Below are 20,390 nucleotides of genomic sequence, written 5' to 3'. Positions count from 1 at the left end.
CGACGACCGCGACGACCGCGCCGCAAGACGCCCGCGGGGAATTGAGGGCTTTGCTAAAGTCCTTCCCACGTCTTGAGTGCCAGCGTTCAGCCCCGGCTTGCTGGCCGGCAACCCTCCTTATGCAGCGGGGTGCCCCGGGTGGTGACGAGGCCGCGGCAACCCCGCCGACGGCAAGTGCCGACCCTTCTCGGGTCCTACCAGGAGCAATGATGACATCGATCATCTCTGCCGCGCCCCCGTCTCCCGGCCGGCAGGCCTGCCCCGACCAGCCGACCGGACGGCCAGGCGGCCACCAGGCAAGCGGCGACGCCGCGCCCGGCTTCCCGAGCACACGCCGCGCGCAGCGCACCGCGCCCGGCGCGCTGCTGGCGGTGCAGGGAGCGGGACTGGGCGTGCCGCTGGTCGGCGGCGGGTGGGCCGAATACGCCAACCTCGACCACGCGGCCAGCGCGCCGTGCCTGACCGCGGTGGCCGAGCACGTCGCCCGGGTGCTGCCCTACTCGGCGAGCGTGCACCGCGGCGCCGGGTTCGCCTCCCAGGTGTGCACGACCCTCTACGAGGGCGCCCGGCGCGACGTCGCCCGTTTCGTCGGTGCCCGCGACGGCGACCTGACCCTGTTCACCCGCAACACCACCGATGCCGTCAATCTGCTGGCCCGATGCCTGCCCGCGGCCGGCGGGGTCGGCGGGGTCGGCGGGGTCGTGGTGTTCGACGTGGAGCATCACGCGAACCTGCTGCCCTGGCGCGCCCGTGCGGGCTACCGATCCGTCGCAGCCCGGGCGACCCTGGCCGAGAGCCTCGTCGCGCTCGAGGCCGAGCTGAGCGCCGCACCCACGGCCCTGCTCGCGGTGACCGGTGCCTCCAACGTCACCGGGGAGACGCCCCCGCTGGCCCGGCTGGCCCGGATGGCGCACCGCGCCGGCGCGCGGATCTTCGTCGACGCCGCCCAGCTCGCCCCGCACCGGCGCCTCGACATGGCCGCCGACGGCCTCGACTACCTGGCGTTCTCCGGGCACAAGCTGTACGCGCCGTTCGGCGCGGGGGTGCTGGTCGGCCGGGCCGACTGGCTCGACGCCGCACCCCCCTACCTGGCCGGCGGCGGGGCCGTGCGCGAGGTGAGCACCGACGCCGTCAGCTGGGCCACCGGCCCGGCCCGCCATGAGGCCGGCACCCCGAACCTCGCCGGCGCGACCGCGATCGCCGCCGCCTGCCGCACGCTCGCCGCGCTCCCCCCGCACGCCTGGGAACGCCACGAGTCGGGCCTGCGCGCGCGGCTGCTGGGCGGGCTCGCCGGCCTGGACGGCGTCGTGATCCACCGCATCTGGTCCGACACCGACGACGGCCCGAACACCGACGACGGCCCGGACACCGACAGCGCCCGGGAGACCGGTGGCGGCCGGGACACCGACGACGGCGCCGGGGCCTGGCGGGACGCGGTCGGCGTCGTCACGTTCTCGCTGCCGGGACACGACCCGGCCCGGGTGTCGGCGTACCTGTCGGCCGAGCACGGTATCGGGGTGCGCGCCGGCCGGTTCTGCGCGCATCCACTGCTGGACCGGCTGGGGGCGCCGGGCGGCGCGCTGCGGGCCAGCATCGGCGTGGGCACGACGGCCGACCACGTCGACCGCCTGATCGCCGCGGTGGCGCGGTACCTGCGGGGCGGGGCCGGCTGGGACTACGCCCTGCGCGACGGGCAGTGGCAGCCGACCCCTGACGACCGGCGCCTCCCGGCCTGGGCCGAGGAGTACGCCGGCGCCGCCGCCCATGACCTGCCGGCCAGCCCCTGCGGGACCTGAGGTACCCGGCCGCACGACCCCCGCCGGCCGCCCGCCCAGGCGCGGGCGGGCGGACCCGGGCGGCCGGTGGTCACCTACCGGCCGCCCTCACCTGCCGGGTCACGCGGAGGCCGGACCCCCGGGTCTCGCTCGGGGGTGACCGCCACCAGCAGTTCTTCGGCGCTGGACGGGGTAAGTCCGTCCGACCTGCCGGCGAAGTAGCGGCGGGCGAGGCTGACGGCCGACACGTGTCGTGCCTGGGCGAGACCGGCGTCGCGGGCCAGCGCCAGCATCTCCGCCGGGGCGAAGAAGCTGACGAAGGGCGTGCCGGCGGCCCGCGCGGTGCGCTCGGTCACCTGCCGCAGGGGGCGCTCCGCCGGTTCGACGAGCTCCAGCGGCAGCATGAACGTCATGGCCAGGGTGGAGCCTGGGGCGAGGGCCGCGACCTGGCGCAGGGTGGCGACGGTCGCGTCCCTGCTGAGGTACATGGAGACACCGGCGGAGGCGACGAGCGCCGGGCGGCCCGCGTCGAAGCCGGCGCTCGCCAGCCCCTCCCACCAGGACCCGCCTGCCTCGAAGTCCACGGGCACGAGCCGCAGCCACGGCGGGACGCCGAAGTCGAGCTCGGTCAGGCGCCGCCGCTTCCACTCCTGCGGACCGGGCTGGTCGACCTCGAACACCCGCATACCGGCGGCGATCCGCGGCCGGCGCTGGGCGAAGGTGTCCAGGCCGGCGCCGAGGATGACGTACTGGTCGACGCCGCGGCCGGCCTGCTCGACGACCAGATCCTCGATGAGGCGAGCACGCGCCACGATGGACGCCCGGGTGCGGCTCGTGGCGTGCGGGTCCATGTCCGGGCGGCGCAGCCACCCGCCGTCCGGGGCCGCCAGCCGCAGCCCGACCTCGTCGGCGAACACGTGGGGCGGCGGGTCGAGCTGGACGTGCGCGGCCCGCCACAGCGCGACCCGCACCGCCGTGCTGTCCGGCCCCGCGGTTCGCTGCCCGTGGATCATCTTCCCGCTCCTCTCGACGACTCCGCTTACGGTGCCGGCGCCCGGCGCATCGCTTCACCGTGCGGCTGGGGATCGGCGCGCGGGCGCACGTCGATCGACTCGGACTGCCGTTGGATAGAATGCTAGCATTCTAGGAAGCCGGGCGAGCCCTTCCCGTGACGAGCAGGAGACCAGCCGACGGAGAGCGGGCCACCCGGGGTGCGGGGCGGCCTGCAGCACGAGGGTGATCCGCCGACGACCCGGACGTAGGGAGCTCCGTCGACGCGCGGCCGATCACGACCAAGCGTGACAGATAGACACACTCAGGGTTACCATAGCCGAAACTCATCTTTTATCGACCGGAAACCGCCCGTCGACCGCTGAGCTGGACAGTGTTCGCGTGATGAACATCGGGGCGGTCGCGGAGACCACCTGGCGTGACGCGGTCGCCCGGTGCCCCAAGAAGATGGCTCACGGGCCCTGCGGGGAAGTCCAGTCCGACGGTCGCTGCGAGGTCACGGAGCTCGCCGGCCGGCTGCTCGACCTGCCCGGCGTCGACGGGGTCAACCTCTCCGGCGGCGCGCAGCCGGGCCAGGAGGCGGCGGCGGCCCGCGCGACCGTCGAGATCGCCCGCTGCATCCTCGGCGCACGGGCACGGACGTCATGAGCTGGCTGCGGGGCGCGACGACCGCACACGGGGACATCGTGGACGTGCAGCTGTCGGACGGCGTCATCCGGCGGGTCGTCCCGAGGGGTGCGGGCGACGGCTCCTCCCGGCCGGGGCCGGGTGACGTCGACCTGACCGGCCAGGTGCTGCTGGCGTCGTTCGTGGAACCGCACGCGCATCTGGACAAGGCGCTCACCGCGTCGCTGGCCCGCAACGTCACCGGCGACCTCGCCGGCGCGATCATGGCGATCCAGACCCTGCTGCCCGACTCGACGGTCGAGGACTTCACGACCCGGGCCGAGGCGGCGCTGCGCATCCAGCTCGCGATGGGCACCACCCACATCCGCACGCACGTCAACGTCGGGGTGCAGTCGGGCATGCGGGCGCTGGAGGCGCTCGTCGACGTGCGGGAACGCTGGCGCGGCCTCGTCGATCTGCAGCTCGTCGCCCTCGTGTCGAACCCGCTGGACGGCCAACCCGGCCGGGACCTGCGCCGCGCGCTGGCCGAGGGCGCCGATGTGGCCGGCGGCTGCCCGCACCTGGATCCCGAGCCGCACCGCGCGGTCGCGATCTGCCTGGACGCCGCCGGGGAGGCCGGCCGCCCGCTGGACCTGCACACCGACGAGACCCTCGACCCGCGGCTGCTGACCCTCGCCACCCTCGCCGACCTGGTCGGCCGCACCGGTTTCCCGCACGGGGTGACGGCCAGCCACTGCGTCAGCCTCGCGATGCAGCCCCCGGACGTGCAGGCCCGGGTCAGCGAGCAGGTCGCCGCCGCCGGCATCGCCGTCGTCGCGCTGCCCCAGACCAACCTGTTCCTCCAGGGCCGCAACCACACGGTCGGCACCCCGCGTGGGCTGACGGCGGTGGCGCCGCTGCGCCGCGCCGGGGTGACCGTGGCCGCGGGCGGCGACAACCTGCGCGACCCGTTCAACCTCGTCGGCCGCGGCGACGCGCTGGAAACGGCGTCGCTGATGGTCACCTGCGGGCATCTCGCCCCGGACGAGGCGCTGGCGTCGGTGAGCGACGCGCCGCGGCGCGCCCTCGGGCTGCCGGCCGTGGCGATCACGCCGGGCAGCCCGGCCGACCTCGTCGCGCTGCCCGCGGCGAACGCCCTCGAGGCGCTCGCCGCGGCCGGCGAGCAGCGGACCGTGTGGCGGGCGGGCAGCGTCGTGGCCCGCACCACGGTGCACTCGGAGCTCGCCGAACCGCACCGACCGGCCCCGCGCGCCGAACCCGTCCGGCGCCCCGGGACCGAGCCGTACGCACCGGACCAGTGGGAGGCCGCCTCGTGACGATCGCCGACACCACCACCGCCGACACCACCGCCGACACCACCGCCGCCGGCGACACCGCCGCCGGCGCGCCGGCCCTGCATTTCGCCGGGGTGCGCAAGCGGTTCCGGGACGGCACCGTGGCGCTCACCGACACCGACCTGACGATCCGGCCCGGCGAGTTCGTCTCCATCGTCGGGCCGTCGGGGTGCGGCAAGAGCACCCTGCTGCGCATCGCCAGCGGGCTGGACGAGGCCACCACCGGGACCGTCGACGTGGCCTCGAAGAACGTCGGCTACGTCTTCCAGGACGCCACCCTGCTGCCCTGGCGCAACGTCCACGACAACGTGCGGCTGTTCGCGGAGCTGGAGCATCTCGGCTCCGCCGAGCGGGGGCGCCGCGTCGCCGACGCGATCAGCCTCGTCGGGCTCGGCGGCTTCGAGAAACATCTGCCGCACGAGCTGTCCGGCGGCATGCGGATGCGCACGTCGCTGGCCCGCTCACTCGTCCTCGACCCCTCGATCTTCCTGTTCGACGAGCCGTTCGGCGCGCTGGACGAGATCACCCGCGAACGGCTCAACGACGAGTTGCTGCGGATGTTCATGCTGCGCCGGTTCGCGGCGCTGTTCATCACCCACTCGGTGGCGGAGGCGGTGTTCCTGTCCACCCGGGTGGTGGTGATGAGCGGTCGGCCGGGCCGGGTGAAGGCGGATCTCGCCGTCCCGTTCGACTACCCCCGCTCGCCGCAACTGCGCTACAGCGCCGAGTTCGCCGCCCTGTGCGGCGAGGTCTCGCAACATCTCAGGAGCGAGTCATGAGCGTGACGGTGTCTTCCGTGGTCGAGACGGACGCGGCGGCAGGTGCGGCCCCGGCGGCGCCGCCGACCGGCGCGGCTCCGACCGGGCCGCGGCCTCGCCGCCGCGGCGGCAGTCTGGTCAGCCTCGTGCTGCTGCCCGGCGTGGTGTTCGCGGTGTTCGTCGGCCTCTGGTACGCCGTGTCCGACGGGGTGCTCAACGATCAGCAGCGGTTCATGCTGCCGCCGCCGCACGAGGTCGTCCGGATCGGCTTCCTCGACTGGTCGAACTTCACGACGATGATGAGCGCGCTGCGGCTGACCTGCGAGGTCACCTTCGCCGGCCTGGCCATCTCGATCGTCATCGGGGTCGGTGTGGCGGTGGCGATGAGTCAGGCCACGTGGATCGAGAACTCGCTGTACCCGTGGGCCGTCGTGATCCAGACGGTGCCGGTCCTGGCGCTCACCCCGGTGCTGAGCTTCTTCTTCGGGTTCGCGCTGACCAGCCGGATCATCGTCTGCGTCATCATCTCGTTCTTCCCGATCGTGTCCAACACGCTGTTCGGGCTGCAGTCGGTCGACCGGGGCATGCACGAGCTGTTCAGCCTGCACCACACCGGCCGGCTGACCCGGCTGTGGAAGCTGCAGCTGCCGGCGGCGCTGCCGTCGATGTTCACCGGGTTCCGCAACGCGGCCGGCCTGTCGGTCATCGGCGCGATCGTCGGCGAGTTCTTCTTCAAGCAGGGCGAGCCGGGGCTCGGCACGAACCTGTCGGTGTTCACCTCCCGGTTGGAGGGCGAGCGCCTGTGGGCGACCACGCTCACCGCGAGCCTGCTCGGCGTCGCGGTCTTCGTCTTCTTCGGCTGGCTGTCGCGCCGCGTCGTCGGCCGCTGGTACCAGCCGAAGCGCGGCTGACCCACCCGGCGCGACCCACCCGGCGGCGGCGCACCCTGCGCACCGCAGCCCCCTGCCGCCGCGCCCCACCGCACCACACCCACCGGCCCCACCGGCCCACCGGCCCACCGGCCCGAACGGCCCGAACGGCCCGAACGGCCTAGGAACTCGGGGAGACCCTATGAACTCGGGGAGACATAGTTGACCAGATCTCGGCGACAGCCCGCGCGGCTCGTCGCGCTGACGGCGACCGCGACCGCGCTCGTCCTCGCCGCCGCGGCGTGCGGCAGCAGCGGCAGCGACGGGGAGTCCACTGGCGCCGCGGCCCCGTCCGCGGGCGGCGCGGCGCCGGCGGCGCTCGACCTCAAGGCCGCCGGCTGCCCGTCGACGATCGTGCTGCAGACCGACTGGAACCCGGAGTCCGAGCACGGCGGCCAGTACCAGCTGCTCGGGCCGAACCCGAAGATCGACGCGGGCACGAAGTCGGTCTCCGGTGAGCTGGTGGCCCACGGCGGCGTCGACACCGGGGTGAAGCTGGAGATCCGCGCCGGGGGCCCGGCGATCGGCTTCCAGACGGTGACCTCGCAGCTCTACAAGGACTCCGGGATCACGCTGGGCTACCTGGGCACCGACGAGCAGATCGCGCTGTCCAAGACGCAGCCCACCGTGGCGGTGCTGGCGGGTCTGGAGAAGAGCCCGCAGGTCATCCAGTGGTCGCCGGACAAGCACCCGGGCTGGAAGACGATCGCCGACATCGGCAGGACCGACACGAAGGTCCTGTACTTCCAGGGCGCCTCCTACATGGACTACTTCACCGGCTCCGGGATCCTGAACAAGAGCCAGGTCGACGGCAGCTACGACGGCACGCCGACCAACTTCGTGGCCTCCGGCGGCGACGACGCGGTGCAGGGCTTCGCGACGTCGGAGCCCTACACCTGGTCCCACGAGGTGCGGTCCTGGAACAAGCCGCTGAAGTACCAGCTCATCGCGGACGCGGGCTTCGACTTCTACCAGCAGGCGATCGGCGTCCGTAAGGACAAGCTCGACGCGCTCAAGCCCTGCCTGAGCAGGCTCGTCCCGATCATGCAGCAGGGCGTCGTCGACTTCCTGGCGAACCCGGCCGCGACGAACAAGCTGGTCCTCGACCTGGTCGACAAGTACAACAACGGCTGGGTCTACTCCCCGGGCGTCGCGGACTACGCGGTGCAGACGATGAAGTCGCTGGGCATCGTCGGCAACGGCGCGAACGGCACCCTCGGCGACTTCACCGACGCGCGGCTGCAGAAGCTCATCGAGATCCTCGACCCGATCTACCAGGCGCAGGGCAAGCCGATCCTGTCCGGGCTCAAGCCCGCGGACCTGGTCGACAACAGCTTCCTCGACACCAGGATCGGGCTCGGTACCTGAGCGATGTCGGACTCGACCCTCGCGGCGTCGCGCGGCCGGGCCGGGGAGCGCACGCTGCCCGGCTTCGGCCGGGCGGCGCTGCCCGCCGTGACCCCCCTCGACCCCGGTGTGCTCGACGCGCTGGCCGCCGAGCTCGCCGCCCTGCTCGGCGCCGACGCCGTGCTGCGCGACGCCTCGGCCCGCCTGTCGGCCTCGACGGACTGGGCGCACATGAGCCCGGTGCTGGCGCCGCTGCTGCCCGGCGGCATCGCCGACGTGGTGATCCGCCCGCCCGACGCCGCCGGGATCGCGGCGGCGGTCGGGGCCGCGCACCGCCACCTGGTGCCGGTGACCGTACGCGGCCAGGGCACCGGCAACTACGGGCAGGGCATCCCCCTGTTCGGCGGCCTGGTCATCGACACCACGGCGGCCTCGCGCATCCTCGCGGTGGAGGACGGCTGGCTGACCGCGGAGGCCGGCGCGTCGTTCGTGCTGATGGAGAAGGCGGCCCTGGCCACCGGGCAGGAGCTGGCGATCCTGCCGTCGACCGTGGGCAGCACGGTCGCCGGTTTCATCGCCGGCGGCTCCGGGGGCACCGGCTCCATCGCCAACGGCGCGATCTGGGACGGCTACCTGCGCTCGCTGCTCGTCGTGCCGTGCACCGACGACGCCACCCCGGTGGACGTGCCCTTCCCCGACAACACCGCGATGGCGCACGCGTTCGGCGTCAACGGCGTCATCGCGCAGGCGACCGTGGCGCTGCGCCCCGCACGCCGCTGGACCGGGCTGTTCGCGTCCTTCCCGGCGCTGGCCGGCGCGGTCGCCGCGGGCGAGGAACTGTTCGACCTGGAGCCCACCCCGCGGCTGCTCTCCCTCGACGAGGCCGGGATCATCGCGACCTACCGGCCGGTCGACCCGGCGATGCCCGCCGACCGGGTCAGCGTGCGCGGGATCGTCACCGAGGACAGCATCGCCGCGGCAACCGCCGTCGTCGAGCGACACGGCGGGCGGGTCGACGCCGTGCGCCCCAAGGGCCCGGCGCACATCGCCTCGCTGTCGTACAACCACACCACCTACCGCGTCCGCAAGGTCCGCCCGGAGCTCACCCACCTGCAGTGCATGGGCCCCGGTCTCACCCGCCGCCGCGCCGAGGTCGCGGCGCTCGCCCCCGAGTCACTCGTCCACCTGGAGGGCTTCCTCACCGCGAACGGGCGCGACTGGGTGTCGATGCTGTTCCTGCGCTACGACGGCCCCGACGACCTGTACGAGCGGATGGCCCGCCTGGCCGACGTCGAGGTGTTCGTCGACGACCCGCACACCTGGGAGCTGCACCACGGCCGCCTGGACCTGGTCCGCGAGGCCGCCGCCCGCTTCGACCCCGACGGCCTGCTCAACCCCGGCAAGCTCCCACCCCCGCCGGGGTGTTCCTGACCCGGCGCGCGTCTGGAACGGCTGCGCTCCACCCAGACTGTTTGACCACGGATCGACTTGACCACGGATCGGCTGGGCCCTTCCCCTCGCGCAGTGCGACATACCGTTCCCAGCCCGTCTTCCAGCGCCCCTTCGCCCGGATTTCACCCTCCCTTCCAGTTCAAAACCCGAACTGGTCATCATTTTCCGAGCCGGCTCCCGCCAGGCCTCCCGATGTTCATCGTCAGTTTTCTCGTGCCCCGCTTTCCGCTGCCCTAGCATTGTCGGCTGCGCGGACAATTCCGTCTCAAGGACCTCTGGTCGTGCGGCGAAAAACCGTAAGCCCGCCACCCGCGGTCCGGCGCCCTTGTCGTACTTTGGAGGTCAGCAATGGAACGGCGCACGTTCTTGCGTTCCACTCTCGCCGGAGCCGGCGTGGTCGCTTTCTCGGGAGCGATGTGGGACACCGCCCTGGCCGCGCCCGCCCAGAACGGCCCGGGCCCCTATGGCGCGCTCTCGGCGGCCGACGCCAACGGCGTCATGCTTCCCGCCGGTTTCACCAGCCGCATTGTCGCCCGTTCTGGTCAGGTGGTTTCCGGAACCAGCTACACCTGGCACGACGCCCCGGACGGCGGCGCGGTCTTCCCGAACGGCACGGGCTGGACGTACGTCTCCAATTCGGAGGTCGGCAGCAGCGCGGGCGGGGCCTCGGTGCTGCGCTTCAACGCCAGTGGAACCGTCACCTCCGCCCAGCGCATTCTGTCGAACACGAGCAGCAACTGTGCGGGTGGGGCCACCCCGTGGGGCACCTGGCTGTCCTGCGAGGAGACCTCCAGCGGGCGGGTGTGGGAGACCTATCCGGCCACCGGCGCGGCGGCGGCCAGCCGGCCGGCCATGGGCCGCTTCAAACATGAGGCGGCCGCGTGCGACCCGGTCCGCCAGGTCATCTACCTGACCGAGGACCAGACCGACGGCTGCTTCTACCGGTTCCGTCCGACGACCTGGGGCAACCTCTCCGCCGGCACGCTCGAGGTGCTGGTTGCGGGATCCGGCACCTCCGGTACGGCAACCTGGCAGGTCGTTCCGGACCCGGACGGTTCACCGACCGCCACCCGCAACCAGGTTTCCGGCGCGAAGCACTTCAACGGCGGCGAGGGCTGCCACTATGCAAACAACACCGTCTGGTTCACCACCAAGGGCGACAACCGGGTATGGGAGCTCCACGTCGACACCAATACTTTCGAACTCGCCTATGACGACTCACTGGTATCTCCTGGACCTGCCCCACTGACCGGTGTCGACAACATCACCGGATCGACCTACGGGGACCTCTACGTCGCCGAGGACGGCGGAAACCTGGAGATCTGCATCATCACGCCGGACGACATCGTAGCCCCGATCCTGCGGCTGGTCGGACACAACTCATCCGAAATAACCGGACCAGCCTTCTCCCCGAACGGCCAGCGGCTGTACTTCTCGTCTCAGCGCGGCACGTCCGGCTCGTCCTCCGGCGGCATCACCTTCGAGGTCACCGGTCCGTTCCGGACCTGACCCGGTTCGGGCCGTCGGCGGCGGCGGCCATCCCACGGCTGCGGCGGTGGGATGGCGCCGACCACGCCGGCGGCCGGGACGGTCAGCCGAAGGTGTTGACCTTGGTCGGGTGTACGGCGATGCAGTAGCGGTGCGCGCCGGGCGGGGTGAGCTTGCGGATGTCGTCGGCAGTGCGCCCACGGCTCTCCGCGATCTTCGCGGCCCAGGTGTAGTCGTCGTCGAGGATGACCTCGGCGCTGCCCCGGACCTCCACCGTGCGGTAGACGTTGGTGACGTCCAGCAGGAACAGCGAGCACTGCGGCGTGCGCTGCAGGTTCTTCAGCTTCTGCTTGTCCGAGCTGGCGGAGATGCGGAAGACGCCGTCGTCGAGCAGGTAGCCCACGGCCGTGGTCTGGGGAGCGCCGTCGGGACCGAGCGTGGTGAGGATCGCGACCTCGGCGTTCTGGGCGAGGTCGCGGTGGGTCTGCGGGATGAGGGTCACCCGAAAATCCTACGCACACCGAGCATCCGCGGAGGACGGCGCGGCGCACTCCTGCGATCGGTCGCCGATCGGCTACCGGGCCCGGCCGCGGCGAGCGGCGAGGATGACCTCGGCGGTGTTGCGGCCGCTGGCACCCCGGACCCCGGCGCCGGGGAAGGTGCCGGCGCCGGTGAGGTACAGGCCGGCCACCGGCGTGCGGTAGCGGCTGAGCTCGCGCTGACGGCCGAGCAGCGCGGCGACGACGCCGCCCGGGAACGACGGGGCCGTACCCGCGGGGCATGGAGAACTCGCGCTCGTAGTCCGGCGGGGTCATGACGTGCCAGTCCCGCACGGACGCCACCAGCCCCGGGTCGCTGACCAGCCCGCGCCGGCGCGCCCGGGCCAGGTAGGCGGCGCAGGTCAGCCCGTTGTGCCCACCCCCGACGATGACCACGTCGGCCTGCACGGGCAGCTCGTCGGCGGAGGTCAGCCCCAACGGGGGGTGGCGGGCGGTGCGGGTCAACGCGTCGGTCGCGGGTCGAACCGGGCGATCTCGGCGAACGACTGGCCCGCCGCGGCCACCATCGCCTCGTAGAGTCGCCTGCCGCGCTCCGCGGTGGCCCCGGTGGGGTCGCCGATGGTTCCGTCGGTGCCGAAATCGTCGCTGAGCCACCCGAACGAGACCGCACCGCCGAAACGGACCCGGTCGAACGACGCGAGCCGCTCGGGGACGCTGCGCACCCCGAGATCGAGGCGGACCAGGTCGGGACGCAGGTGCAGCAGCAGCGAGGTCTCGTCGATGCCGGCGTGGATGCCCATGCCGAGCTCGGCGGCCGGCGAGGTGCCGCCGTGGTCCGCCGGCAGGGACGGGTGCATGACGAACGTGCGCAGCCCGTGCGCGAGGCGGATGTCGCGGCTGGCCACCTGCAGCAGCGCGCTGTTGCCGCCGTGGCCGTTGAGGAACACCAGCCGGCGTACCGGGGTGGTCGCGAGGCAGCGGGCCAGGTCGTCGAGGACCGCGAGCAGCGTCGTCGCCGACAGCCACATCGTGCCCGGCGACCAGGCGTGCTCGTTGGACTTCGTGTACGCCAGCGCCGGCAGCAGCCACAGGTCGCAGGCGTCACCGAAGGTGTCGACGGCGTCCCGGGCGAGCGTCTCGGCGACGACGAGGTCGGTCGACAGCGGCAGGTGGGGGCCGTGCTGCTCGATCGACCCGATGGGCAGCACGGCGACCGCGTCCGGGGACAGCCCGGCGGCCTCGGGGGCCCGCAGGTCGGCGAAGTAACGGGTCATGCGGGCTCCTCGGACGGCAACGGCTCCTCGGACGGCAACGGCGCCTCGGCGGCGAAGGACCGACGTCGAGCACGGGGGGTGACGTCGATGGCGGGTGGGTGCACGCGGCGCGGACGTCTGGTCAGATCGCGGCCACGGAGCCGGCCGGCAGCAGGGGGACCACCTCGTGGACGAAGCGTTCCATCTGCTCGCGGGCCCGGTCGTAGGGGTCGCCGGGCATGGCCGGGAAGATCACCAGGTCGGTGAGGCCGAGCAGGTCGTCGAGGGCGGCGATGTGCGCGGCGACCTCGTCGGCGGTGCCGACCGCCCACGGCCCCTGCGCCATCGAGTCCTCCAGGGTGGGGACGAACGAGCCGTCGGCGGGCCGCCCGTCCGGGCCCACGTAGCCCCGGCCCCAGCCGTAGGGGGCCAGGAAGCGCCAGAACTCGTCGTGGCCCGCCCGGACGGTGGCCATCGCCTGCGCGCGGGTGTCGCCGACGGCGACGTTGAGCACGAGCATCCGCCGCTGTCCGCGCTCCAGCGGCCGGCCGTGGACCTGCTCGAAGGTCTCGGCGAAGGCCCGCCAGTCGGCGGCGAGCCGGTGGCGTTCACGCAGCCAGAAGACGCCGCCGAAGCCGCGGGTCGGCACTGCGCGCAGCGTCGGCGGGCTGGTCACCGCCTGCCACGTCTGGAACGGGTAGCGCGGACGGGGCACCAGGGTGAGCTCGCGGACCTCCCCGCCGCGGTCCGGGATCCCCGGCGGCGGCACGCAGAAGTGCTTGCCCGAGTAGCTGAACCGCTCGTTCGTGAACGCGGCGTCCAGGATGTCGAGGCTCTCCTCGGTGATCTCCCGGTTGAGCCGGTCGGCCCGCGCCGCCGACGGGTTGTCGTAGGAGCCGACGGACACCGTTCCCGCCGTCAGCGGCAGCATCTCGCGGGGCACGGTCCCGCGGCCGACGCCGAGGATGCCGCGCCCGCCGCTGAGGTTGTGCAGCAGCGCGAAGTCCTCGGCGAGGCGCAACGGATGCCACTGGCCGACCACGTTGAACATCGTCCCGATCCGGATCCGGCTGGTGCGGGCGGCGAGGAAGGCGGAGAACATCAGCCCGTTCGGCACGACCTCGTAGCCCTCGTGCTGGAAGTGGTGCTCGGTCAGCCAGAAGCTGTCGTAGCCGAGCCGTTCGGCCAGTTCACCGCAGGAGAGCAGCTCCCGGTGGGCGTGCTCGATCGCCGCCTGGTCGTAGCGGCGGTCGGTGGGCTCGGGGCCGCCGGGCCCGGCGTCGGCCATCTCGACGCCGCCGAAGAGGAACACGCCGATCCGCACGCTGCCTCCGAATGTTGACGGAATCAACATCGTCGTGCGCATGCATGACGGGGCCGTCAGAGCCGAATTTCGGCGTCGCTAAACCTGACTACGCGGATGGACGGCCGACGATGGGCCATTCCAGCCTCGCTGCACTTGGACTGGCCAAGCGACTCCGAATCACTCTCGTGACCCTAGGTAGTCCTCCGCCACCCCCCAGCGCCGCACGACCACTGCCACCCGCCTGCCCGCCCGTCCGCCTGCCCGCCTGCCCGGTTTCCGGCCAGATTGCGGCCAGATCGTGCCGAGGTCTAAGCACGGTTTTCGAGCCGAAGACCGTAACTACCCCTCGACATGATTCTGTGCATGAATGGTCACAGAAGGATACGAAGGATGTGGCGGCCAGGGGCACGCCGAACCCCGAGTCGACCCCCCGTGACCCGGTCAGATCTCCACGGCCACTGACCAGGGACTCACTCGCCAGGCCCTGACGGCACGAAGCGGGACGGGCCCGGCCGGGACGCGCGTTCGCCCGGCGGGACTCAGGCGTTCTGCTGCACGACGACGAGCCGCACCTGCTCGCCGTCGAGACCGCGCCAGCGGTGGCGCACTCCCCCGGCGTAGTAGACGCTCTCGCCCGCGGCCACGGTATGCAGCACGCCGTCGACGTCGACCTCGATGCGACCCGCGACGACGTAGACGAACTCCTCGCCGTCGTGCTGGAAGTAGTCGTGGAAGGACGTCGGGGCACCTATGTACTCCGAGGGCAGCATGGCCCGGGTGCCGCGCACGAGGCTGCGGACCGACCCGCCGGGCGAATCGACGGCGACGGTGTCGTGGCGCACCACGCTGACCGGTTCGACGAGGGGGACGCTCGCCTCCGCCGCGGCCATCAGGGCCTGGGCGCTGGTCCCGAGCGCGGAGGCGATCGCCGTCAGCGACCGCATACTCGGCCGGGCCAGGCCCCGCTCGAGCTGGCTGAGGAAGGGATGGCTCAGTCCCGCCCGGCCCGCCACGTCCACGAGGGTGAGGCCGAGCGCGTGCCGCTGTGCGCGGACCGCCCCGCCGAGCCGGACGCCGACGTCCTCGGCGAAAGCGGTCATGACACGGCCGTGCCGGCGGCGGCCGCCGCGTCGAGCAGCGCCCGGTCCGCACCGGGCGGGCCGACCAGAGCTAGTCCGACCGGGGCTGGTCCGACCGGGGCTGGTCCGACCGGGGCTGGTCCGACCGGGGCTGGTCCGACCAGGGGGCGCCGCGGCCCGACCGCGGCGAGCGGTGCGCCGCCCTGGGTTATCGGGTCCGGCACGACACAGCTCGGTAGGCCGTACGCACTAGCCACAACGGTGCAGCCTAGCGTCGCCTGACGCCAGGTGTCCCGATCACGCTCGCCGCTGCCGCGAAGGTGCCCCGGGCCCGCGGCGGCGGGCAGCGCGAGCCAGGTGTCCGCACCGAGCCGGTCCAGCAGCCGCTCCCGCCCGGCGGCGATCTCCCGCCGGGCGTCGCGTTCGGCGTCGGCGTCGACTCCGGCGCCGAACCGAAAGCGCGCCTCGACGTCGGCGCCCAGCGCACCTGGGTGGGCGCCGATCCAGGCCCCGTGCAGCCGCCACGCCTCGGCGGCCTGCACCGCGCGGAACGCCGCCAGCAGCCGCGGGACGTCGTCGAGTTCGCGGACCGGGCCGGCGTCGAGGTCCGCGCCCAGCGCGTCGGCGAGCCGGCGGAGGGCCGTGCCCGCCGCGGGTACGGCGACGAGCAGGCGCGCCGGCGGCCCCGGCGGCCCCGGCGGCCCCGGCGGCGCCGACGGCGGCAGCAGGACCTCCCCGACGGCGCGCAGCAGACCCGGATCGGCGGTGAGCCAGCCGACCGTGTCGAAGGACGGGGCGAGCCCCAGCACGCCGCCCGCCGCCACCGCGCCGCGCGTCGGCCGCAGCCCGTACAGCCCGCAGACCGAGGCGGGCACCCGAATCGACCCGGCCGTGTCGGTGCCGAGCCCGACGTCGGCCCACCCGGCGGCGACCGCCGACGCGGGCCCGCTGCTCGACCCGCCGGTCACCCGGTCCGGGGCCGCCGGATTGGGCGGGGTGCCGTAGTGCACGTTCGCGCCGGACAGGGAGAAGGCGAGCTCGTCGGTCTGCGCGATCCCGGCGATCGCGGCGCCGGCGGCCCGCAACGCCCGGACGGCCTCGGCGTCGGCCGGCTCCACCGGCGCCTCGGCGAGCCAGCGGGGGTTGCCCGCGCCGATCCGGTACCCGCCGACGGCGAACAGGTCCTTCACGGCGACCCGCAACCCGTCGAGGGGGCCGCTGCCGGTCGGCGCGAGCAGCGGGTCGCCGTGGTCCCGCCAAACGGCCCGCGGCCACCCGTCGGCCGAGCTCACCGGCCACCCACCGGCGGGTCCACGCCCAGCGGGTCGACCGCCCCAGGGTCGACGGAGGGCGCGTCCGCGGGGCTCGGGTCGGTCATCGGTGAGACGCAGGCGGCGATCACCCGCCAGCCGTCGCCGGTGCGGGCCCACACCTGGGTCTGGGTGCTCAGGCCGAGGATCCGGCCGTCGGGTCCCAGCCGCTCGTTCGTCGACACCGTCACGACGGTCTGCCCGGGGCTGCGCACCATGTGCAGCGCGCGCAACCGCCGCGGGCCGGGGGTGGGCCGGGCGGCCCGGTAGGCCGCGAGCGCCGACGGCCCGACGAGCGGCCCGTCCCCGTCGACGCGCACCACGTCCGCACCGGCGGAGAACCACTCCTGCTGGGCCGCCACGTCCCCGGCCATGAGCGCCCGTTCGTACCCCGCGAAGGCGGCGCCGAGCGCGGGGTCGATGTCGGCCAACGCCGCCGGCACTCCGTCGCCGACCGACCCGACCTCCACCTCCACCGGCACCGGCACCGCCACCGGCACCGGCACCGGCACCGGCACCGGCACATCCGACCGCACGAGCTCATCCGACGGCGACGGCGCATCCGACCGCGACGACTCACCCGGCGGCGCGGGCTCACCCGGCGGCGCGGGCTCATCCGACGGCGCGGGCTCATCCGACGGCGACGGCACATCGGGCGAGACGGTGCCGGCGTCGAGCGGGCGCAGGACGCTGAAGTCGGCGAAGTCGTGCCGCAGCGCCGGGCGGCGCAGCAGGTCGGTGCCGGGCCGGCCGGGCGCCTCGCCGGCGGCGACCGCCTCGAACGCGTCCGCGGCGCGGCGCAGGAAGTCCGGGCCCACCCGGTACCGCAGGGTGTGCGCGGGATAGATCTCCCGCACCGAGCCGGCCAGCCGCGACGCGAGGCCGCGCAGGGTCGCGGCGAACACGTCGACCTCGGCGTCGGGCATGTGCACCCAGAAGTCGCCGGTGATCAGCGTGTCGCCGGCGAACAGCAGCCCGTCGCGCCCGTCGAGCAGGCACAACGAGTCCGGTGAGTGGCCGGGGGTGTGCAGCACGGTCAGCTCCCGGCCGCCCAGGTCGATGCGCTCGCCGTCGGCCAGCGCGGCCGGCGCGGGCCCCGCGGGCACGGTCCAGGCGTCGGCGGACGGCGGCAGCGGCCGGGGCGTCGTGGCCTCGGTGAGCAGGTGGAAGAACCGTGCGTCGTCGGCGCGCAGCCGTTCGTAGGCGGCGTACTGCTCGCGGGCGACGGCGAGGTAGGCGGCCAGCCGCCCGGCGGGCACCGGTGCCGTCAGCGCCGGCGTCGCCAGCGGGTGCGCCGCGATGTCGCGGAACAGCCAGTTGCCGCCGCGGTGGTCGTCGTGCCCGTGGGAGTTGACGGCCAGGATCGGCCGGCGGGTCAGCGACCGGGCTGCCGCGTGCACGTCGGCGAGGCCCAGCCCGGTGTCGACGAGCACCGCGCGTTCGTCGCCCTCGACGAGGAAGCAGTTGACGTGGCCGGGCTCGGCGACCAGCCAGGTCCGGGCCGCGACGGGCCGCAGCGCGAACCAGTCCGCCGCCGGTACTGGCGCCGCCCCGGCCGGCGCCGTCCTCGCCCGCTCCAGCCCGCCGCCCACCGCCGACCCACCGGTCACCGCTGTGTCGTCGCCCACCGCGTCGCCGCCGGTCACGGCGCGGCGGCCGGTGCGGCGGCCAGGACGGCGCGGTCCTCGTCGTCGGTCACCGCGAGGGGCCCGCGGCGCACCATCGCCGCGAACCCGTCGTCCGGGCTCATCAGGGTCAGCGCGTACATCCGGCCCGGTCCGGTGTTGGTGATGTGGTGCAGCGACGTGGGCGGGAGCACCAGCGTGCCTCCGGCGGCGACGGCGACCTCGGTGCCGTCGCAGACGGCCACCCCGCGCCCGCGCAGGAACACGAACAGCTCGGTGGACGCCGGATGGCTGTTGGGCGGCTGGGCGCCGCCGACGTCCCACGACTCCAGGATGACGGTCACCGGCGACGCCTCGGGGCCGGCGAGCACGCCGAGGCGCACGGTGTCCCCGGCGCTGATGTGGTGCATCTCCAGGGCGTCCGGCGCGATCAGGATCGGTAGCACGGGCACGGTCTCACCCCTGCCCGGCGGGGTCGGCGACGCCGGCCGCGGCCGCCGGGTGCCGCGCGGCGGGGGTGTCGGCAAGGGTGGCGGTGAGGCTGGCGGTGAGCGCCGCCGAGGAGGCGACGAACCCGAAGCACTGGGCGACGTTGTAGACGGTGGCGTCGTGGCAGAACGGCGGTGACGTCGTCGCCGCGCAGTCCTCGAGCAGCACGACGTCGTAGCCGAGGCAGGCCGCGTCGGTGAGGGTGGCCAGCACGCACTGGTCGGAGTTCACCCCGGCGAACAGCAGCGTCGTCACCATGAGGTTGCGCAGCACGGCGTCCAGCGGGGTGTCGAAGAAGCCGCTCATCCGGTACTTGTCGACGCACACGTCGCCGGGCGGCGCCCGCAGCTCGTCGACGATCGCCGCCGACCAGCTGCCGGCCTGCAGCGTCGGGCTGCCGCCGGGGCGGGCCGGCGCGCCGATGCCGCCGCCGGCCCCGTCCGGGTTGTAGACGTGCAGCACGCCGGGCGGCAGGTTCGCCGCGTCCGGCCGGTTGCCCCAGTTCAGCCAGACGACGGCGACGCCGGCGGCGCGCAGCACCGGCAGGGCGCGGCGCAGCGGTTCGATGGGCCGCCGCGCCGGGGTGATGTCGACGCCGATCGAGGCGAGCCAGCCGTCGGGATGGCAGAAGTCGTTCTGCATGTCGACGACGACCACGGCGGTGCGGGCCAGATCGAGGGTGAGCCGCTGCGGGCGGGCGTCGACGGTGACCGGCACCGGTTCGACCGGGGCGCGGCGCAGATCGACGTGATCGGACGACACCGCCCACGAGTTGCGGGGGCCGCCCAGCCGGATGTTGACCACGCGAACATCCTGTGGGCGGTCGTTTGCCGCGGCATTACCGAGCCGTTGCGTCGTGGTGGCGACCGCGCGGGTGGCGCGGTAACGAAGCCGACATCGGGGTGTGGCAGGGTCCCGGGCCGTGATTGTGCTGCACAGCGGGGTCGGGATTGCCGCGGGCGAGCCGTACCTGCCGGCGCGGCCGGACGAGGTCTGGTGGGGGCTGCTGCCGAACGCGGCGAGCCGGCCGGTGCTGACCGTGCCGTCCGGGCAGGCCGTCCGGATCGACACGATCAGCCACGAGGGCCTGCTGGCCGACCAGGGCGGCGACCCGCGGGCCTTCTTCGGCGCCGCCGGCATCCCGGCCGATCGGCTGCTCGACGACGTGCTGGCGCTGGCGGGCAGCGGCCGGCGCCACCAGCCGGACGTCGCCGGCCCGCACGTCGTCACCGGCCCGGTGGCCGTGGCCGGCGCCCGGCCCGGGGACGTCCTGGAGGTCGAGGTGCTCGACCTGGTCCGCCGGGCCCCCTACGGGGTGATCAGCAACAGGCACGGGCGCGGCGCGCTGCCCGGGGAGATGCCGATCGCGCCGCCGGGCCTGCCGCCCGGGGCCGCGGTGCCGCCGGTGTGCCTGGTCGCGCACACCCGGGGCGAGTCCGGGGTGCTGCCCGTGGGCGACGGCCGACAGATCCGCTTCCCGCTGCGTCCCTTCCTCGGGATCATGGGGGTGGCGGCGGCGACGACCGGCCCGGTCCATTCGGTGCCGCCCGGGCCGCACGGCGGCAACCTCGACATCCGCCACCTGGGCGTCGGCGCCCGCCTGTACCTGCCCGTCCAGGTCCCGGACGCGTGGTTCTACGCCGGGGATCCGCATTTCGCCCAAGGCGACGGGGAGGTGGCGCTCACCGCGTTCGAGGCGCCGCTGCGCGCCCTGCTGCGCCTGACCGTGCACTCCGACGCCACGGTGCGCCGCACGGCCCGGGCGCTGAGCGCGCCGTGGGCGCAGACCGACGCGCTGCACATCGTGGCCGGGCTCGACCCGGACCTCGGCGAGGCGATGCGCGCGGCCACCCGCAACGCCGTGGCGTTCCTGCGCGAGCGGTTCGCGCTGCCGCCGCACGTCGCCCTGGCCTACCTCAGCGCCGCCGGCGACTTCGCGGTGAGCCAGGTGGTCGACCAGGTCGTCGGCGTGCACTGCTGCATCCGCCGCGCCGACCTGCGCGGGCTGGGCAGACCGGACGGGCCGGGCGGACCGGGCGGGCTGGGCGGGCTGGGCGGACCGGACGGCGACATCGGCGAATGAGACGACGCCGCAGCGGATACCCTC

General features: G+C 74.1%; 18 protein-coding genes and 1 riboswitch. Of the genes, 9 read left to right on the top strand and 9 right to left on the bottom strand.

What is annotated here, in order from left to right; genetic code table 11:
• The first annotated feature begins 68 nt into the window (after window positions 1–68).
• Window positions 69–183: riboswitch (SAM riboswitch) on the top strand.
• A 26-nt stretch (window positions 184–209) separates the two neighbouring features.
• Window positions 210–1,796, top strand: a complete 1,587-nt coding sequence (locus FRAQA3DRAFT_RS03280) for an aminotransferase class V-fold PLP-dependent enzyme (RefSeq protein ID WP_009737649.1) — start codon at window positions 210–212, stop codon at window positions 1,794–1,796.
• A 74-nt stretch (window positions 1,797–1,870) separates the two neighbouring features.
• Here FRAQA3DRAFT_RS03280 and FRAQA3DRAFT_RS03275 read toward each other — a convergent pair whose 3' ends face one another.
• Window positions 1,871–2,785 (bottom strand): class I SAM-dependent methyltransferase, encoded by a 915-nt coding sequence (locus FRAQA3DRAFT_RS03275; RefSeq protein ID WP_051054538.1) that lies wholly within the window; start codon window positions 2,783–2,785, stop codon window positions 1,871–1,873.
• 385 nt (window positions 2,786–3,170) lie between these two features.
• On the opposite strand from FRAQA3DRAFT_RS03275, the gene FRAQA3DRAFT_RS03270 reads away from it, so the two are divergent.
• The 7 genes from FRAQA3DRAFT_RS03270 to FRAQA3DRAFT_RS03240 all read left to right on the top strand — a co-directional run bounded on the left by FRAQA3DRAFT_RS03270 (window position 3,171) and on the right by FRAQA3DRAFT_RS03240 (window position 10,742).
• A complete protein-coding gene (locus FRAQA3DRAFT_RS03270; RefSeq protein ID WP_035920528.1) occupies window positions 3,171–3,434 on the top strand; it encodes a methylenetetrahydrofolate reductase C-terminal domain-containing protein in 264 nt (87 codons plus the stop codon).
• Entirely contained in the window at window positions 3,431–4,729 is a 1,299-nt protein-coding gene (locus tag FRAQA3DRAFT_RS03265; RefSeq protein WP_009737646.1) for an amidohydrolase family protein, read from the top strand. Before FRAQA3DRAFT_RS03270 ends, FRAQA3DRAFT_RS03265 begins: the two co-directional genes overlap by 4 nt.
• On the top strand, window positions 4,726–5,526 hold the full coding sequence (locus FRAQA3DRAFT_RS03260; RefSeq protein WP_009737645.1) for an ABC transporter ATP-binding protein: 801 nt from the start codon (window positions 4,726–4,728) through the stop codon (window positions 5,524–5,526). Before FRAQA3DRAFT_RS03265 ends, FRAQA3DRAFT_RS03260 begins: the two co-directional genes overlap by 4 nt.
• Window positions 5,523–6,416 carry an ABC transporter permease gene (locus FRAQA3DRAFT_RS03255; RefSeq protein ID WP_009737644.1) on the top strand — a complete coding sequence of 298 codons (894 nt, stop codon included), beginning with the start codon at window positions 5,523–5,525 and terminating at the stop codon, window positions 6,414–6,416. The genes FRAQA3DRAFT_RS03260 and FRAQA3DRAFT_RS03255 overlap by 4 nt, the downstream gene beginning before the upstream one ends.
• A gap of 180 nt (window positions 6,417–6,596) precedes the next feature.
• A complete protein-coding gene (locus FRAQA3DRAFT_RS03250; RefSeq protein WP_009737643.1) occupies window positions 6,597–7,802 on the top strand; it encodes a hypothetical protein in 1,206 nt (401 codons plus the stop codon).
• 3 nt (window positions 7,803–7,805) lie between these two features.
• Window positions 7,806–9,212, top strand: a complete 1,407-nt coding sequence (locus tag FRAQA3DRAFT_RS03245) for an FAD-binding oxidoreductase (protein ID WP_009737642.1) — start codon at window positions 7,806–7,808, stop codon at window positions 9,210–9,212.
• 369 nt (window positions 9,213–9,581) lie between these two features.
• A complete protein-coding gene (locus FRAQA3DRAFT_RS03240) occupies window positions 9,582–10,742 on the top strand; it encodes an alkaline phosphatase PhoX (RefSeq protein ID WP_009737641.1) in 1,161 nt (386 codons plus the stop codon).
• Window positions 10,743–10,824: 82 nt separating this feature from the next.
• On the opposite strand, the gene FRAQA3DRAFT_RS03235 is transcribed toward FRAQA3DRAFT_RS03240, so the two are convergent.
• The 8 genes from FRAQA3DRAFT_RS03235 to FRAQA3DRAFT_RS03200 all read right to left on the bottom strand — a co-directional run bounded on the left by FRAQA3DRAFT_RS03235 (window position 10,825) and on the right by FRAQA3DRAFT_RS03200 (window position 19,087).
• Complete coding sequence (locus FRAQA3DRAFT_RS03235) at window positions 10,825–11,223, bottom strand: PPOX class F420-dependent oxidoreductase (protein ID WP_009737640.1); 399 nt, start codon at window positions 11,221–11,223, stop codon at window positions 10,825–10,827.
• Window positions 11,224–11,721: 498 nt separating this feature from the next.
• Window positions 11,722–12,495, bottom strand: coding sequence for a creatininase family protein (locus FRAQA3DRAFT_RS03230; RefSeq protein WP_009737639.1), 774 nt, complete (start codon window positions 12,493–12,495; stop codon window positions 11,722–11,724).
• 121 nt (window positions 12,496–12,616) lie between these two features.
• A complete protein-coding gene (locus tag FRAQA3DRAFT_RS03225; RefSeq protein ID WP_009737638.1) occupies window positions 12,617–13,798 on the bottom strand; it encodes an LLM class flavin-dependent oxidoreductase in 1,182 nt (393 codons plus the stop codon).
• 521 nt (window positions 13,799–14,319) lie between these two features.
• Window positions 14,320–14,880, bottom strand: a complete 561-nt coding sequence (locus FRAQA3DRAFT_RS03220) for a helix-turn-helix domain-containing protein (RefSeq protein ID WP_009737637.1) — start codon at window positions 14,878–14,880, stop codon at window positions 14,320–14,322.
• On the bottom strand, window positions 14,877–16,151 hold the full coding sequence (locus FRAQA3DRAFT_RS03215) for an amidase family protein (RefSeq protein WP_009737636.1): 1,275 nt from the start codon (window positions 16,149–16,151) through the stop codon (window positions 14,877–14,879). The genes FRAQA3DRAFT_RS03220 and FRAQA3DRAFT_RS03215 overlap by 4 nt, the downstream gene beginning before the upstream one ends.
• Window positions 16,148–17,779 (bottom strand): AtzH-like domain-containing protein, encoded by a 1,632-nt coding sequence (locus FRAQA3DRAFT_RS36605; protein ID WP_232291896.1) that lies wholly within the window; start codon window positions 17,777–17,779, stop codon window positions 16,148–16,150. The genes FRAQA3DRAFT_RS03215 and FRAQA3DRAFT_RS36605 overlap by 4 nt, the downstream gene beginning before the upstream one ends.
• A gap of 32 nt (window positions 17,780–17,811) precedes the next feature.
• Window positions 17,812–18,246, bottom strand: a complete 435-nt coding sequence (locus tag FRAQA3DRAFT_RS03205; RefSeq protein ID WP_009737634.1) for a cupin domain-containing protein — start codon at window positions 18,244–18,246, stop codon at window positions 17,812–17,814.
• Between the two features lie 4 nt (window positions 18,247–18,250).
• Window positions 18,251–19,087 carry a cysteine hydrolase family protein gene (locus FRAQA3DRAFT_RS03200; RefSeq protein ID WP_009737633.1) on the bottom strand — a complete coding sequence of 279 codons (837 nt, stop codon included), beginning with the start codon at window positions 19,085–19,087 and terminating at the stop codon, window positions 18,251–18,253.
• A 118-nt stretch (window positions 19,088–19,205) separates the two neighbouring features.
• Here FRAQA3DRAFT_RS03200 and FRAQA3DRAFT_RS03195 point away from each other — a divergent pair, with 118 nt between their 5' ends.
• Window positions 19,206–20,366: an acetamidase/formamidase family protein gene (locus FRAQA3DRAFT_RS03195; RefSeq protein WP_009737632.1), complete on the top strand. Its 1,161-nt coding sequence runs from the start codon at window positions 19,206–19,208 to the stop codon at window positions 20,364–20,366.
• The last annotated feature ends 24 nt before the right edge of the window (window positions 20,367–20,390 follow it).

The organism is Frankia sp. QA3, assembly GCF_000262465.1.
In the GTDB taxonomy this organism is placed as follows: domain Bacteria; phylum Actinomycetota; class Actinomycetes; order Frankiales; family Frankiaceae; genus Frankia.
This window is presented reverse-complemented; position numbering and strand designations above follow the sequence as displayed.

Bases quoted from the DNA above. Each gene is read 5' to 3' on its own strand.
- FRAQA3DRAFT_RS03280 (WP_009737649.1), top strand. From the start codon at position 210: ATGACATCGATCATCTCTGCCGCGCCCCCGTCTCCCGGCCGGCAGGCC.
- FRAQA3DRAFT_RS03270 (WP_035920528.1), top strand. From the start codon at position 3,171: ATGAACATCGGGGCGGTCGCGGAGACCACCTGGCGTGACGCGGTCGCC.
- FRAQA3DRAFT_RS03265 (WP_009737646.1), top strand. From the start codon at position 3,431: ATGAGCTGGCTGCGGGGCGCGACGACCGCACACGGGGACATCGTGGAC.
- FRAQA3DRAFT_RS03255 (WP_009737644.1), top strand. From the start codon at position 5,523: ATGAGCGTGACGGTGTCTTCCGTGGTCGAGACGGACGCGGCGGCAGGT.
- FRAQA3DRAFT_RS03245 (WP_009737642.1), top strand. From the start codon at position 7,806: ATGTCGGACTCGACCCTCGCGGCGTCGCGCGGCCGGGCCGGGGAGCGC.
- FRAQA3DRAFT_RS03240 (WP_009737641.1), top strand. From the start codon at position 9,582: ATGGAACGGCGCACGTTCTTGCGTTCCACTCTCGCCGGAGCCGGCGTG.
- FRAQA3DRAFT_RS03230 (WP_009737639.1), bottom strand. From the start codon at position 12,495: ATGACCCGTTACTTCGCCGACCTGCGGGCCCCCGAGGCCGCCGGGCTG.
- FRAQA3DRAFT_RS03220 (WP_009737637.1), bottom strand. From the start codon at position 14,880: ATGACCGCTTTCGCCGAGGACGTCGGCGTCCGGCTCGGCGGGGCGGTC.